13 protein-coding genes and 2 riboswitches are annotated in these 12889 nt (G+C 38.8%); of the genes, 7 read left to right on the forward strand and 6 right to left on the reverse strand.

Annotated features, from left to right (window positions below; translation table 11 throughout):
- The first annotated feature begins 1018 nt into the window (after positions 1-1018).
- The gene (locus DFO72_RS09355) at positions 1019-1561 is read left to right on the forward strand and encodes a DUF1572 family protein (protein WP_113881439.1); all 543 of its coding nucleotides are present in this window, start codon (positions 1019-1021) and stop codon (positions 1559-1561) included.
- Between the two features lie 297 nt (positions 1562-1858).
- Entirely contained in the window at positions 1859-2674 is an 816-nt protein-coding gene (locus tag DFO72_RS09360) for a lipid II flippase Amj family protein (protein WP_113881440.1), read from the forward strand.
- Between the two features lie 50 nt (positions 2675-2724).
- Here DFO72_RS09360 and DFO72_RS09365 read toward each other — a convergent pair whose 3' ends face one another.
- From DFO72_RS09365 to DFO72_RS29875, 6 genes are all read right to left on the reverse strand, one after another.
- Positions 2725-3330: a DedA family protein gene (locus DFO72_RS09365; RefSeq protein WP_113881441.1), complete on the reverse strand. Its 606-nt coding sequence runs from the start codon at positions 3328-3330 to the stop codon at positions 2725-2727.
- Between the two features lie 272 nt (positions 3331-3602).
- Positions 3603-4913, reverse strand: a complete 1311-nt coding sequence (locus DFO72_RS09370) for a hemolysin family protein (RefSeq protein WP_113881442.1) — start codon at positions 4911-4913, stop codon at positions 3603-3605.
- A 136-nt stretch (positions 4914-5049) separates the two neighbouring features.
- Complete coding sequence (locus tag DFO72_RS09375) at positions 5050-5430, reverse strand: MerR family transcriptional regulator (protein ID WP_113881443.1); 381 nt, start codon at positions 5428-5430, stop codon at positions 5050-5052.
- A gap of 166 nt (positions 5431-5596) precedes the next feature.
- Positions 5597-6820 (reverse strand): dicarboxylate/amino acid:cation symporter, encoded by a 1224-nt coding sequence (locus DFO72_RS09380; protein WP_113881444.1) that lies wholly within the window; start codon positions 6818-6820, stop codon positions 5597-5599.
- Between the two features lie 148 nt (positions 6821-6968).
- A riboswitch (cyclic di-AMP (ydaO/yuaA leader) is annotated at positions 6969-7113 on the reverse strand.
- Positions 7114-7247: 134 nt separating this feature from the next.
- Complete coding sequence (locus DFO72_RS09385) at positions 7248-7433, reverse strand: hypothetical protein (protein ID WP_113881445.1); 186 nt, start codon at positions 7431-7433, stop codon at positions 7248-7250.
- A gap of 568 nt (positions 7434-8001) precedes the next feature.
- Positions 8002-8199, reverse strand: a complete 198-nt coding sequence (locus DFO72_RS29875) for a hypothetical protein (protein ID WP_243856109.1) — start codon at positions 8197-8199, stop codon at positions 8002-8004.
- Positions 8200-8317: 118 nt separating this feature from the next.
- Between DFO72_RS29875 and DFO72_RS09395 the strand changes: the two genes are divergently transcribed.
- From DFO72_RS09395 to DFO72_RS09415, 5 genes are all read left to right on the forward strand, one after another.
- Positions 8318-8767 (forward strand): GNAT family N-acetyltransferase, encoded by a 450-nt coding sequence (locus DFO72_RS09395; protein WP_113881446.1) that lies wholly within the window; start codon positions 8318-8320, stop codon positions 8765-8767.
- Positions 8768-8917: 150 nt separating this feature from the next.
- A complete protein-coding gene (locus DFO72_RS09400) occupies positions 8918-9934 on the forward strand; it encodes a serine hydrolase domain-containing protein (RefSeq protein WP_113881447.1) in 1017 nt (338 codons plus the stop codon).
- A 61-nt stretch (positions 9935-9995) separates the two neighbouring features.
- Positions 9996-10520, forward strand: a complete 525-nt coding sequence (locus DFO72_RS09405) for a DinB family protein (RefSeq protein ID WP_113881448.1) — start codon at positions 9996-9998, stop codon at positions 10518-10520.
- A 170-nt stretch (positions 10521-10690) separates the two neighbouring features.
- The gene (locus DFO72_RS09410) at positions 10691-11851 is read left to right on the forward strand and encodes an endonuclease (RefSeq protein WP_113881449.1); all 1161 of its coding nucleotides are present in this window, start codon (positions 10691-10693) and stop codon (positions 11849-11851) included.
- Between the two features lie 114 nt (positions 11852-11965).
- A riboswitch (cyclic di-AMP (ydaO/yuaA leader) is annotated at positions 11966-12116 on the forward strand.
- Positions 12117-12192: 76 nt separating this feature from the next.
- The gene (locus tag DFO72_RS09415; RefSeq protein ID WP_113881698.1) at positions 12193-12849 is read left to right on the forward strand and encodes a potassium channel family protein; all 657 of its coding nucleotides are present in this window, start codon (positions 12193-12195) and stop codon (positions 12847-12849) included.
- The last annotated feature ends 40 nt before the right edge of the window (positions 12850-12889 follow it).

The following is a 12889-nucleotide window of genomic DNA, read 5'->3' on the forward strand; positions in this document are numbered from 1 at the left end:
GCGCTGCTTCAGATGCTTCGTGAAGAATAACGATGAAAAAGACGAAGGTCAAAGGAAAATGGTCGTTAATCGAGAAGAATAACGACGAAAAAGGCAAGGGTAGAAGGTAAATGGTAGTTAATCGAGAAGAATAACGACGAAAAAGACAAAGGTTGAAGAAAAATGGTAGTTAATCGAGATGAATAACGACAAAAAAGACAAGGGTAGCAGGTAAATGGTAGTTAATCGAGATGAATAACGACGAAAAAGACAAAGTTTGAAGAAAAATGGTAGTTAATCGAGAAGAATAACGACAAAAAAGACAAGGGTAGAAGGAAAATGGTCGTTAATCGAGAAGAATAACGACGAAAAAGACAAAGGTAGAAGGAAAATGGTAGTTAATCGAGATGAATAACGACGAAAAAGACAAGGGTAGAAGGTAAATGGTAGTTAATCGAGATGAATAACGACGAAAAAGACAAAGGTTGAAGAAAAATGGTCGTTAATCGAGAAGAATAACGACGAAAAATACAAAGGTTGAAGAAAAATGGTAGTTAATCAAGAAGAATAACGACGAAAAAGACAAGGTTAGAAGTAAAATGGTCGTTAATCGAGAAGAATAACGACGAAAAAGACAAGGTTAGAAGGAAAATGGTCGTTAATCGAGATGAATAACGACGAAAAAGGCAATCGTCAAGGGAAAATGGTAGTTAATCGAGAAGAATAACGACGAAAAAGGCAATCGTCAAGGGAAAATGGTCGTTAATCAAGAAGAACAACGACGAAAAATACAAAGGTTGAAGAAAAATGGTAGTTAATCAAGAAGAATAACGACGAAAAAGACAAGGTTAGAAGGAAAATGGTCGTTAATCGAGAAGAATAACGACGAAAAAGACAAGGGTCGAGGGAAAATGGTAGTTAATCAAGAAGAATAACGACGAAAAAGACAAGGGTAGAAGGAAAATGGTAGTTAATCCTGAGAATGCATCAAAACGATTTCACAGGTTTAGGTTCTAATGAGTAAAAAGGAGGCCATAACATGAGCTTAGGTGCAAATTATCTAATGATCGTAAAGAAAAGATTGCAGGCAGTGAAGGAATTAGCGGATATAACCATTCGGCGGCTTTCCAATGAGGAATTGAATTGGGCCTGCAATGAAGAGTCCAATAGTACAGCGGTAATTATCAGGCATATGAGCGGCAATATGGTTTCACGGTGGACCGATTTTTTGACATCAGATGGAGAAAAGCCTTATCGAAACAGAGATGAAGAGTTTTCAACAGCCTCAGCCTCAAAGGATGAACTAATATTGATTTGGGAAAAAGGGTGGAAGGTACTGTTTTCCGCTTTAGATAGTTTAAAAGAGCAGGATCTGCTTAAAAATATCGTTATTCGAGGCGAGAGCCATCTAGTAATGGATGCAATAGAAAGGCAGATGGCCCATTATTCTTACCATGTTGGACAGATTGTTTATATCGGCAAGCTAATAAAAAACGGGGAGTGGGAAAGCCTCAGTATTCCAAGAGGGAAATCTGAGGAATTTCTTAAGGAAATGCTCGACAAACACGATGCCGGAAAATAATAGGAAATGTATTATTTGCAATTGGGGATGGAAATCAATGAGTAAACTAAGAACATAGGGTGGCGGCAATATCATTTTAATTTCCCTTTATATGTTAATCAGCCAAAGCTATATTTGTATCCCCTTAAGTTCTTTTCTTTTATGCATGTTAATGCTGGTGATAGGCAGGGAAGAGATGAAGAAAGGAATAGGGGATATGGGTATAGGGATTATGCATCAGAATTTACCTTTTTCGTCGCGCTTCAAACATTATTAGCATAATGGTATAATTAGGAAAAACCGAAAGAAGTGTTCTTTTTGGATCTAATGACGGGGAAAATCGTGTTTACTTCTTTATTTATTATCCTTATACATAGTATTGAAACACTGGCTTATGCAGTCCGATTATCGGGTGCCAGGGTCAAGCTGATAGCATCAGGGCTTTCTTTGTTCAGTACCATTGTCATTGTTTCTCGAATGGCAAACATGGGTCAGCAGCCTCTGCTTGGCAGTATTATTGATACTGCGCCTGAACAAAACTTTCTCGTTTTTGTGGAGAGTCAATTCAGGGTGTTAATAGGGGCATCCACAATAGGGACCATAATTGGAATTCTATTGCTACCAACGTTCATAGCCATTTTCTCAAGAGCGATAATCCGTCTTGCAGATGAGGAAGGGTCGGTTCCTTCATTACTGAAAATGGGGTTTAATTGGAAATCGGCTAAGAGAATGGTTAAACATTTTAAGATTCCGAGAATTTCCTATTTAAATGGGCTTAAATTAAGTGAAATTCCAAAACGGCTTTTTATTTTTAATATGTTTGTAACAGCCATATATACGATTGGAGTACTTGCGGCCCTATATGCTTCCTTGCTTACAACTGCTAGCTCAAATACGGCTGTTATGGCGTCAGGACTCATAAACGGTGTGGCAACGATCCTTCTATCGATTTTTGTGGACCCGAAAATTTCTGTTATGTCAGATAATGTTGTCCACGGTAAGGCTAAATATTCGAGTTTAAAAGGAATTTCCATTATGATGGTTACCTCCAGATTGATTGGAACAGTCCTTGCACAAATCATGTTTATACCTGGTGCCTATTACATCGCCTGGGCTTCAAAGTTTTTTGTATAAAAGACAAATAGAAAACGGCACTGTCCATCCAGTGCCGTTTCCAATTATATTTAAATGCTTTGACTTTTTTTACGCTTGTTTACATATTTGTAAGTGAACATAATAATGATTGCTGCAATGATGATCAGGGCTAGAGGCAGGGCATAGCTATTAAAAATTTCCTCTGCTTCTTTGTAGTGAGGTCCCAGTTTATATCCCAAATAAACATAGAAGGCTGTTATTGGGAGCATTGCCAGGAATGTATAGATAGAGAACTTCCACACATTCATTTTGGCCATCCCGCATGGAATGGATATCGCTGTACGGACAACTGGCATAAAACGGGCGAAGAAAGCTACCCCTGCGCCATATTTTTCAAAAAACTTGTCCGAAGCATCAATCTGTTTTTGCGAAACCAAGAAATATTTTCCGTATTTTAAAACCATTGGACGGCCGCCATATCTACCCAATGCATATAACGTCAGCGGTCCAATTGTTCCTCCCACTGTACCTGCTAATACGACTAAATAATAATTAAAGTCTCCCTGGTAGACCCAAAAGCCTGCCAAAGGAAGAACCACTTCTGCCGGGATAAATTCAAAGCATAAGGAAAGCAAAATACCAAAGTAAGAAAACTGTTTTAAAAAATCAATAAAGCTGATGATAATTTCTGACATAGCCACACATCCTGTTGATTAATAAGAAAAGCGCAAGCGCCTTGCTACCCCCCAACAAGCACAAGTCGAGCCTCACGGAAAAACGTTCTTTGCTTTTTGGGGGATTGGCTTGTGACCTCGAGGGGGCAGGCTGCTTACGCTGGACAGTTCACGAAGTTCAAAGATATAAAACGTACATAAGTCAGTCTAACGGGTAAAAGGAAAACAATCAAGTATTTATATAGACATGCCAAATAGAAACGGCAGCTGCCGAAATCGGAGCTGCCGTTTTATTAGTCTAATAGGGGCTTGCTTTTAAAAACCTCCAGATAATGCAGCTGGTGTCCATCTTTTTCGTGGACTTTGAATGTGAATCCATCAGCTTCAATCTCTGTTCCTATCTCAGCTTCCATATGCTGTGTCAGGAACCAGCCCCCAATTGTATCAACGTCTTCATGCTCAAAATCTGTACCAAGCAGATTATTGACATCATCTATTAGAAGCTTGGAATCCAGAATATAATGGTTGTCATTTAGCTTTCTAATTTCAGGAACTTCATCTTCATCAAATTCATCACGGATTTCTCCGACAATTTCTTCGAGAATGTCTTCAACAGTCACCAATCCGGAAGTTCCGCCATATTCATCCATTAGAATGGCAATATGGATGCGTTCTTTTTGCATTTTTACAAGCAGGTCATGAATCGGGATGCTTTCAATTACATGGATCACTGGATTAATAAAGGAGTCAAGCTCAAGATTCTCCGGGGTGATCTTGTTTGTGAGACTGGCCGTCAGAAATTCTTTTACATTAATAAATCCGCGAATATTGTCTTTATCTCCATCTTCGACTGGATATCGTGTGTAATTTTCTGTCTGGATGGTATGCATAATATCTTCTATTGTGTCATCAGAAGCAAAGGTAATCATTTCAGTTCGAGGAACCATGATTTCTTTCGCAATTCTTTCATCAAATTCAAAGATGTTGTTTACGTACTTCAACTCATTTTTATTGATTTCACCGCTTTTATAACTCTCCGATAAAAGAATTCTCAGTTCTTCTTCTGAATGGGCGATTTCATGCTCGGAAGCTGGTTTTAAACCAAATATGCCAACAAGTACACGAGCAGATCCATTTAAAAACCAAATAAAAGGGAACATCAAACGGTAGAACCAGATAATCGGTGCTGCAAACGCCAATGTAACTGCCTCTGCTTTTTGAATCGCAACGGTTTTCGGTGCAAGTTCACCTACAACAACATGCAGGAAGGTAACTAAAGCAAACGCAATACCAAAGGATAAAATATGGGTAACGGATTCGGCGATCTCAAATCTTGCAAATACCGGATGCAATAGCTTTTCAACCGTAGGCTCACCAAGCCAGCCCAGACCTAACGCGGTAATGGTAATCCCCAACTGACAGGCTGATAAATACTCATCAAGATGAGTGGCGACTCTCTTAGCTGCTATTGCCCTTTTATTTCCCTCAGCGATCAGCTGATCAATTCGGGAAACACGTACTTTTACAATCGCAAACTCAGTTGCTACAAAGAATGCGGTTAATGCTATTAATAGTGCTATCAGTAATAAATTTATGGTTGTCAACGAGCAGTCTTACAAAAAGTAAGACATACACCTCCTAAAAATGGGTATAATCCATTAATAAGTTCACTACTTAAATTGTGCCCAAATAGATATCCATAATGCTCCAAAAACCAAAAAATCGTTTTGGCACAAGATATCAGTTGAGTAATAAAAGCAATGACTGTATTAATGATAAGCTTTCGTGTGAAATATTCTTTTTAACATATTCATATTTTTCGGGATCAGCTTTTTTGAGCTGAGAAAGTGCTTTTGTCACATCTTCCTCCAGATCCTGAATTTTGAGCCTTAGTTCTAGAACATCTACTTCTTCAGAAAACCGGCTGATGACTTTTTTCTTTATTTCCTCCAGCGACAAACCCTCAGCTTTACATTTTTCAATAAAAGCAATACGTTCGATGGCGGAATAATCATAATAGCGATAATTTGAAGGGGAACGTTCTGCTTTTAACAGGCCAAGAGAAGTATAGTAATCAATCGTTCTCTTAGTAACCTTTGCTTTTTCAGCTAATTCTCCTATTCTTAACTTCTCAGTCCCATGAGGATTCCTCCAAACTGTTACGTGATGGTTATGAAACTAATTATACTAAAAATTAATAGAAAATCAATGAATTTGTATAGAGAAACAAGCAGGGTGGAAGAGATTACCAAAAAAATAGCACCGGATAACCGGTGCTATTTTACATTCAGGCTTTAACGGCCTCTTTCTTTGCTTCTGTTTCAGCGACAATCACTGCACATGCAGCATCACCAGTAATATTGACTGCTGTTCGCGTCATATCAAGCAGACGGTCAATACCAATGATTAATGCGATACCTTCAACAGGAAGATTAACCGAGTTAAGGACCATCGCAAGCATAATCAAACCGACACCAGGCACACCAGCTGTTCCAACGCTGGCCAGAACGGCAGTAAGGACCACTGTGATCAGTTGGGTGAGAGTTAAATCAACATTATATACTTGAGCAATAAAAATGGTGGCAACCCCCTGCATGATGGCTGTTCCGTCCATATTAATGGTTGCGCCGAGCGGCTGGACAAAGCTGCTGATGGATTCAGGAACTTTCAGGTTTTTTTGTGCTGTGCTCATGGAAATAGGCAGTGTTGCATTACTGCTTGATGTACTGAAAGCAACGCCCATGGCAGGTGCAAAGCCCTTAAAGAATGACAATGGATTTCTTTTGGCAATAAGTGCTATAGAGCCGCCATAAGTGACAATGGCATGAATAAGAAGTGCAAGAACTACGACGATCATATATAGCCCCATGGCTTTTATGGCATCAAGACCCTGGCTTCCTACTGCCGAAACAATAAGTCCAAATGTTCCATACGGTGCAAACCGCATAACCAGGTTAACAAGATACATCATGATGTCATTGCCTTGTTCAATTAGATTTAATATGCCTTTTGTTTTATTCCCAAGCATGGTTAATGCAAATCCTACAAAAATGGAAAAGGTGATAATCTGAAGCATGTTGCCTTCTGTGAAAGCTTTTACCGGATTGGTTGGAATAATATTTAATAGTGTCTCTGAGACAGGGGGAGCTTCTTTAGATTCGTACTCCGCGTTTGTTACGTCAAATTCACCAACGTTTCCTGGCTGGAAAATGGCTGCCAAACCAAGACCGATGACGATTGCAATGCTGGTCGTAACCAAGAAGAATAAGATTGTCTTAATCCCAATTCTTCCTAATTTCTTTGGGTCACCAAGACCGGCTGTACCAAGAGTGATGGAAAAGAAGACGATCGGAACAACCAGCATGTTGATGAGATTTAAAAAGATTTTTCCAAGCGGTGTAAATAAAAACTTGTCAAGCTCAGGGAAAATGCCAGGTGCAAATAAATTAATTAAAAGGCCTGTGATTCCACCTGCAATCAGAGCAAGAATAATTTTAGTAGATAATTTCATACACGTTCCTCCAATGAATGATGTAAAAAAATGTAAAATATAAACAAAAAATATTTTGCCTTTCCTATATTACCCCCAAAAAACATAAACCTAACTAAAAAAGGCAACAAAAAAACACAGAGGTAATAACCACTGTGCATTTATGCAGTGTTTCCCTCTCAACACGCTTACGAGGTTAGCTGACGGATTCGGGTCTTGAGAGTACCCTACCTGTAAAAGGATTCACCCCAAGTACTTTTATTAAAAAGTACAGTTGGTTCCCCCGCTCAATTAAGATTAAGCGAAAATTATTAATGTTTTTTTAATATATTAACAATAATCATAAAAGTTGTAAATCATACGATTTTCTTATCTATGATTACTAAGGTTACTATACTTCAAATAGTAATTTAATAGGAAAGGTCAATTTGACTTTTGAGCAATAAGATTAAAAGTTAAGCCAGCTAAAAAGAGGATGTCTTTTTTTGTCCTTCACTTTCAGTTCCTTCTTATTCAGCTTGTCTTCATGTTCGGCCAGCCACTCTTTTAACTCTTCTTTATCCTTGCATTGCGTATAATAAGTTTCGCCGTTTTTCCCAGTGGCACTCACAACATATCTGCATGTATTTCCCATAAAGCACCCTTTTCAAAGTAATTTCTTATAGAATTATAACAAGATTTATGACAATGTCCACCATTATTTTTTAGGATTATGGGTATCTTGGTTATGGGAAAATGGCTGATGAAAATATGCCTGAAAAAATCCAGCTAAGATTTCCGCTGGATTATTTTCGCCACTGATTTTATTCAATTGGTTCGGCAGGATTACTGATTATTGGGAACGTTTTTTCCTGTTGTCAATCCTTGGGGAATAACCTTTCTTATTTGCGCAAAACTTTAATAAAGCCCTCAAGGATATTGTGACTAACAGTAAACCCTTTGCGTGTATTAAATTCAAGGGTCTCTGAATTCCCATTTGACACATAGATAAAATAATCTTCAACATCTTTAAATTGGCTTAACCATTCCACCGACTTATTAAAAAAGACTGATTCCATATTGTCTGCAGCCATCTGTTATAAAGAATTGAGATAAGCAGCCAACATTGTTTTTTTCGACTGAAGTTTGATCAAAAAAAGTGACGAAATCATTGAGTATGCTTCCTTAGGAGAGACATTGGAATAGACATTGCCAACGATTTCTTAATCGTCCGTAACGAGCACAATATAATTATGTATAGCGGATTTTACGGATGTAATCATTCTTGTTTCAAAATTCATGCTGTCAAAACGCTCAGGTGTGATATGTTCCTTAGATTTCTGAAAAGCCATCAACCCATTGGATAAATCCCGGTAAGAGCTGATTTTGTCTTCTGTTATCACCTCATAATTTAAATTCATTCTATTCACCTCTTTAGTTATCATTTTAAATTGGAAGGTCGTCATTCGTCCAAAAAAGAGGGAAATTATCTTTGGTAGAGAATTTATTTTTAAAACTAATATAAAAAGAGGGACCATAATGATTAAGGAAATTAATATTAAAGATCGAAAAGCTGCTGAGCAGGTTCTAAGCGTACAGCTTCCCGCTTATAAAATTGAGGCTGAAATCATTGGATTTCCTGATTTACCGCCTTTGAAGGATACGGCTGATGCCTTGCGAATAACCGGGGAGACCTTTTTTGGGTATTTTATTGGTGAAAAGTTATGCGGTGTGATTTCTTTTAAAGAAGAAAATAATGTTTTAGATATTCATAGACTGATTGTGCATCCTGAATATTTTAGAAAGGGAATAGCACAAAAGCTGCTGAACTTTATTGAACTGAGGCCGATGATTGAAAAAATGATTGTTACAACAGGCTCTAAGAATACCCCTGCTGTCGATTTTTATTTAAAGAATGGTTTTAAAGAGCTAAAGAAAATGGAAATAAATGAATCACTGACTATTACTGCATTTGAGAAATATTTATAAAATACTAAAAGGTTAAGCGGATTTTTCTTATGGAAGAACCGCTCTTTTTAACTAAAATATGGAAATTTATGATATGTTTTTATTGAGTCCGCTATTACTGTCCCGCAATTGCTTTAGGTCATTGGAATAATACCTTAAAGGGGAATACACATGTTAATTAGGGATTATGATAAAAGGTTAAGTTCTGTAATTAAAAATGTTGGTTTTTCTGGTGTCGTATTTGTTAAAGAAAAGGAGGGTATGATCCTTCAATTAGCAGAGGGGGATGCTGATAGAGCAAATGAAACCCCCAATAATCCAGACACCAGGTTTGACATCGCCTCCGGATGTAAGATTTTTACGGCGGTTGGCATTTGTCAATTAGTCGAGAATGGATTCATATCATTCGAAACAAGACTTAAAGATATATTGGAGGATGTTTTTCCCTTATTTGATGAGACAATTACCATTCATCACCTGTTAACCCATACATCCGGAGTGCCTGACTATTTTGATGAGTCAGTTATGGATGATTTTGAGGAGCTGTGGAAAGAAAGGCCAATGTATCTATTAAATCATCTTAGAGATTTTCTGCCTATGTTCCAGAATAAAGAGATGATGTTTAAGCCAGGGGAGAAATTTCATTATAATAATGCCGGATATATCCTTTTGGGTTTAATTATAGAGAAGAAGACAGGACTGAGTTTCCATGATTATATCCAATCCCATATTTTTGAACCATGTGGAATGAAGGATTCAGGCTTTTTCCGATTTGACAATCTTCCTGAAAATACAGCAATTGGTTATATAGATAGTGAAGAAGGGACATGGAGAACCAATATTTATTCATTGCCCATCAGAGGCAGTTCTGACGGGGGAGCCTATGTTACTGCTCAGGATATGATCTTATTTTGGGAAGCTTTGTGTAATGATAAGCTCCTGAGCGGGGAGTATACTGAAAAGCTTATGACCCCGCATGCAAAAGCAGATGAGAATGAGTATTACGGCTACGGATTATGGATCAGCAAGAAAAACGAAGCCATCTTCAAATATCACCTCATGGGATATGACCCTGGAGTCAGCTTTCATTCTGCCTATTACCCTGAAAGCGGGATAACCCTTGTGGTGCCATCAAATAAATCTTATGGGCCATTTACTGTAATGGAAGAAATTGAAAAAGACTTTTAGAGAAGCTTAGATACGACGTGTATGTTTGTTTCTGATCATCTGTTTAATAAGGAGCGGTTATATGAATTTTCATTTAAGAGAGGCTATTGAGATTCTTGAACGGACACCCCATACGCTGGATGCATTACTAAGCGGTCTATCTTCGGAATGGCTTAATGGCAATGAAGGGGAAGGCACGTGGAATGCTGCCGAAGTGGTTGATCATTTGATTGATGGCGAGGAGAAAAATTGGATTCCACGGCTGAAATTTATTCTGGGGGAAGGGGAAAGCAAGCCCTTCCCTCCATTTGACCGCTTTGCCCATTTAAATGTGTCAAAGGATCTATCACTTGAAGAAAAACTTGATGCCTTTAAGACCCTTAGAATGAAAAATTTGGCCACACTTAGAGGTATACCTGATCTGGAAATTCATTTCGAAAAGACAGGACTTCATCCAGCATTTGGTCCAGTGAGAGTCAGGGAATTGATTTCCACTTGGGCAGTTCATGACCTTACGCATATTTCACAGATTTCACGAGTATTGGCAAATAGATACAGGACTGATGTTGGTCCTTGGATTCAGTATCTGGGCATTTTAAAAAAGTAAGCATTTTACATAAATTGCATCGTAGTTAAGTTTTGTAAATTCTGTGTGAAAAGTAAAGTTTTGGGACCAAAACCTCATGATATGGCCGAAGGTGTTCATTTATACTTGGAGAAGATTGTGGCTTTTCTGATTATTTATTAGTCCTTTCAAAAAAATATGGAGGCGAATGAATGCTGAATCATAAGAAAAAAGGCCTGCTGTTAACTTTTATTCTGGTTACTGTCATTATGATCGTGATGCCCATTCAAAATTCTATCACTAGGGCAGCTGCCGGGGATGGATCCTGGTCATCACCATATTCGGTTTCACAGGGAATCAATACTCAAAACAACTCTTCCAAAACGGTTCAAGGCTATGTGGTTGGACAGCCGACTGCGGCAAATACGGTTATTTCCAGCGGGTTTCCAAATGATTATGCTTTGGCCCTGGCTGATAGTCCATCAGAGACCAGCACAGCCAGGATGCTTTATGTTCAAATTCCTTCCGCGTTTCGCTCAGCTTTTGGCTTAAAATCCAATCCATCCTTGGTTGGAGAAAAAATTAAGGTAACCGGAACGCTTACCGCCTATTTTTCTCATCCGGGGCTAAAAGATGGGACTGCCTTCGAACAAGCTGGTGATGGAACAGCCGATCCCGGCCCTGAACCTGGAGGATATTATGATGCTGCAAACGGAAAAACAGGGGAGGCTTTAAAAACAGCCCTCCATACTATCATTGATGACCACACGGAAATTTCCTATTCGAATGTATGGGAAGCACTGCGCGAGACCGATGAAGATCCTGGAAATCCCAATAACGTCATTCTTTTGTATACTGGCCGATCTCAGGGGAAATTTATCAATGGTTCTGGCGTCAATGATTGGAACAGGGAGCATGTTTGGGCTAAATCTCACGGGGACTTTGGAACTGTAATGGGTGCAGGAACAGACTTGCATCATTTACGGCCAACAGATGCTTCTGTAAATAGTTCGAGAGGGAATCTTGACTTTGACGATGGGGGCACCCAGCATTCAGAGGCACTGGGAAACTACTATGATTCAGATTCCTGGGAACCCAGGGATGAAGTAAAAGGGGATGTTGCGAGGATGCTTTTTTATATGGCCGTCCGTTATGAAGGAGACAGCGGAGAAGTGGATCTGGAGCTAAACAATCTGGTCAATAATGGCTCTGCTCCTTATCATGGCAAAATGTCTGTCCTGCTTGAGTGGCATAAGGAAGATCCGGTAGACGATAACGAGCGGAGAAGAAACGAAATTATCTATTCTGATTACCAGCATAACCGCAATCCATTTATAGATTATCCCGAGTGGGCATCAGCAATTTGGGAATAATCTTTGGGAAAGCACTTTCCGTTACAGGGAGGTGCTTTTTATTTTACATACTATGTTAAAAAAAGATTGACAAGAGATTTCCATGGGAGTAATTTATACTTATTAATTTCATAGTAAACCTTTTTGCTGAATCATTATGAGCGGGGGAACCAATTTTGATAAACCTGGTTTATCTTGGGGTGAATCTTAGCATATTAAAGCTAAGAAGGGATACTCTCAATCCCTAATCCGACAGCTAACTCCGTAAGCCGAATCGAGAGAAGGGTTGATGGAAACCATTGGCCATTCTTTTTAAGAGTGGTTTTTTTGTGTTCATTTTCAAAAAGAAGGGAATTTCTTTAATGAAAAAACAGTATGCTGTATTTGGTTTAGGCCGCTTTGGCGGAAGTCTCGTAAAGGAATTTCATGAATTGGGAGTGGAAGTGCTCGCAATTGATGTCGACCAGGAGAAAGTAAATCAATACGCACAGTTTGTGACATATGCAGTTCAAATCAATGGCATTGATGAAGCTGCTATAAAGCAATCAGGGATTAAGAATATTGATCATGCATTTGTTTCATTTGGTGAAAACATTGAGTCCAGCATATTGACATCCTTGTTATTAAAAGAAATGGGGATTCCAAAGGTGTGGGCAAAGGCACATAATGAGTATCATGCCAGGGTGCTCGATAAAATTGGCGTCGATCGAGTTATCCACCCGGAGCGGGACATGGCTAAGCGGATTGCCCACCATATTGTTTCGGAAAAGATGATTGATTATATTGAGCTGTCTGAAGATTACAGTATGGTTGAGATTGTGGCCACCGATAAAATTGCCAGAAAATCTCTGTCTGAATTGAATATTAGGGCTAAGTATGGCTGTAATATCGTAGGGATTCAGCGCGGGAAGGAAATAATCGTTACTCCTCCAGCTGAAGAGGTCATTTTAAGGGGTGATGTCCTGATTGTAATGGGACACAATAAAGGGATTGGCCGGTTTGAGAGGCATGGAGTGTAAGCTTTTTCAATGATGTTTACCATTTTAATGAAGGAGATTA

It is taken from the genome of Cytobacillus oceanisediminis, assembly GCF_004366035.1.
Lineage (GTDB): Bacteria > Bacillota > Bacilli > Bacillales > Cytobacillaceae > Cytobacillus > Cytobacillus oceanisediminis_C.